2 pseudogenes are annotated in these 1366 nt (G+C 72.0%); both read left to right on the top strand.

The annotated features are described in order from the left end of the window. Nucleotides 1–557 precede the first annotated feature (557 nt). Nucleotides 558–620 (top strand): annotated as a pseudogene (locus IU459_RS39920) (hypothetical protein); the annotation flags it as partial. A 435-nt stretch (nt 621–1055) separates the two neighbouring features. Continuing rightward, a pseudogene (locus tag IU459_RS39925) lies at nt 1056–1366 on the top strand (cytochrome b/b6 domain-containing protein); the annotation flags it as partial.

Below are 1366 nucleotides of genomic sequence, written 5' to 3' on the forward strand. Positions count from 1 at the left end.
GACGTCGAGGGATTGGGTGTGGCCGTATGCGTGTTTCTGCTCCGGTGACGGTCTCGGCTTTGGTGGTTGCTGGTGTGGTGGTGAGTGGTTCGGGGGTGGTGTCGGGGCCGGTGGTGTCGGGGTCGGGGGTGTTGGTGGTGTCGTCGGGGTCGGGGTCGGGGTTGGGGTTGTCGGGGGTGGTGGGGTTGTTGCCGGTGGTGGTGGAGGGTCCGCGGGGGTTGCGGGCGGTGACGCCGGGGGTGGGGTCGGTGGGTGGGGTTGGGGGGCGGGATTTTTCGTTGCCGGTGGTGGGGGGTGTGTTGGGGATTCCGGAGGTGGTGTTGGCGGCGTATCGGAATGCGGAGTTGGCGTTGGGGTCTTCGGTGCCGGGGTGTGGGTTGTCGTGGAGTTTGTTGGCGGGGATCGGGCGGGTGGAGTCGGGGCATGCGCGGGGTGGGCGGACGGATGCGGCGGGGACGACGGTGTCGCCGATTTTCGGTCCGGTGTTGGATGGGAGTTTGCCGGGGAATGAGGTGATCCGGTCGGGGGATGGGGGGTTCGCGCGGGCGGTGGGGCCGATGCAGTTCTTGCCGGGGACGTGGGGGGTGTATGCGGCGGATGGGAATGGGGATGGGGTGGCGGATCCGCATAATGTGTTCGATGCGGCGTTGGCGGCGGGGAAGTATTTGTGTGCGGGGGGGTTGGATCTGCGGGATCCGGCCCAGGAGTTGCGGGCGGTGTTGCGGTACAACCATTCGTTGGCGTATGCGGGGAATGTGTTGAGTTGGTCGGCGGCGTATCGGAGTGGGGGGTCGCCGGCGCAGGTGCGGGTGTCGCCGGAGTTGGTGGCGCCGGGGTCGCGGGGTGTGGTGCCGCCGTCGTCGGAGATGAGTGCGGCGACGGTGCCGGGGGCGCCGGAGCGTGGGCCGCAGCCGCCGTTGCCGCGGCGGCCGGTGCCGCCGCCGGCGCCGCCGGTGCAGGTGATGATCAATATTCCGGGGTTGCCGCCGATTCCGTGTGGCGTTTTCTGTCCCCCGCCGCCGTCTGCGCCTGCGCCGTGGGTGGTGGATGGGTGTGTGGTGCAGCCGGTTCCGGCGCCGATGCCGCGGGTGGGGTTGCCGGGGGTGGGGTTCGGGCCGTTGGCCTCGGCCGACCCGCATGGTGTTCCGGGGCTGCTGCCGGGGTATCTGCCGGGTCCGGCGGAGTCCTACGGGGTTCCGGGTGCGGCGGTTCCGGGGGCTGCCCGCCCGGGGGATCCGGGTGCCGGGGCCGGGCAGGCGGCTGGGGGTGACCCGCAGGCGGCTGGGTGCATCCCACCGGGCACCGGCGCACCCGGCGCACCCGGAGTTCCCGCACCCGGCGCACCCGCACCACCCGCACCCGCCGC

Origin of the sequence: Nocardia amamiensis (assembly GCF_015477605.1) — a bacterium.
Taxonomy (GTDB): domain Bacteria; phylum Actinomycetota; class Actinomycetes; order Mycobacteriales; family Mycobacteriaceae; genus Nocardia; species Nocardia amamiensis_A.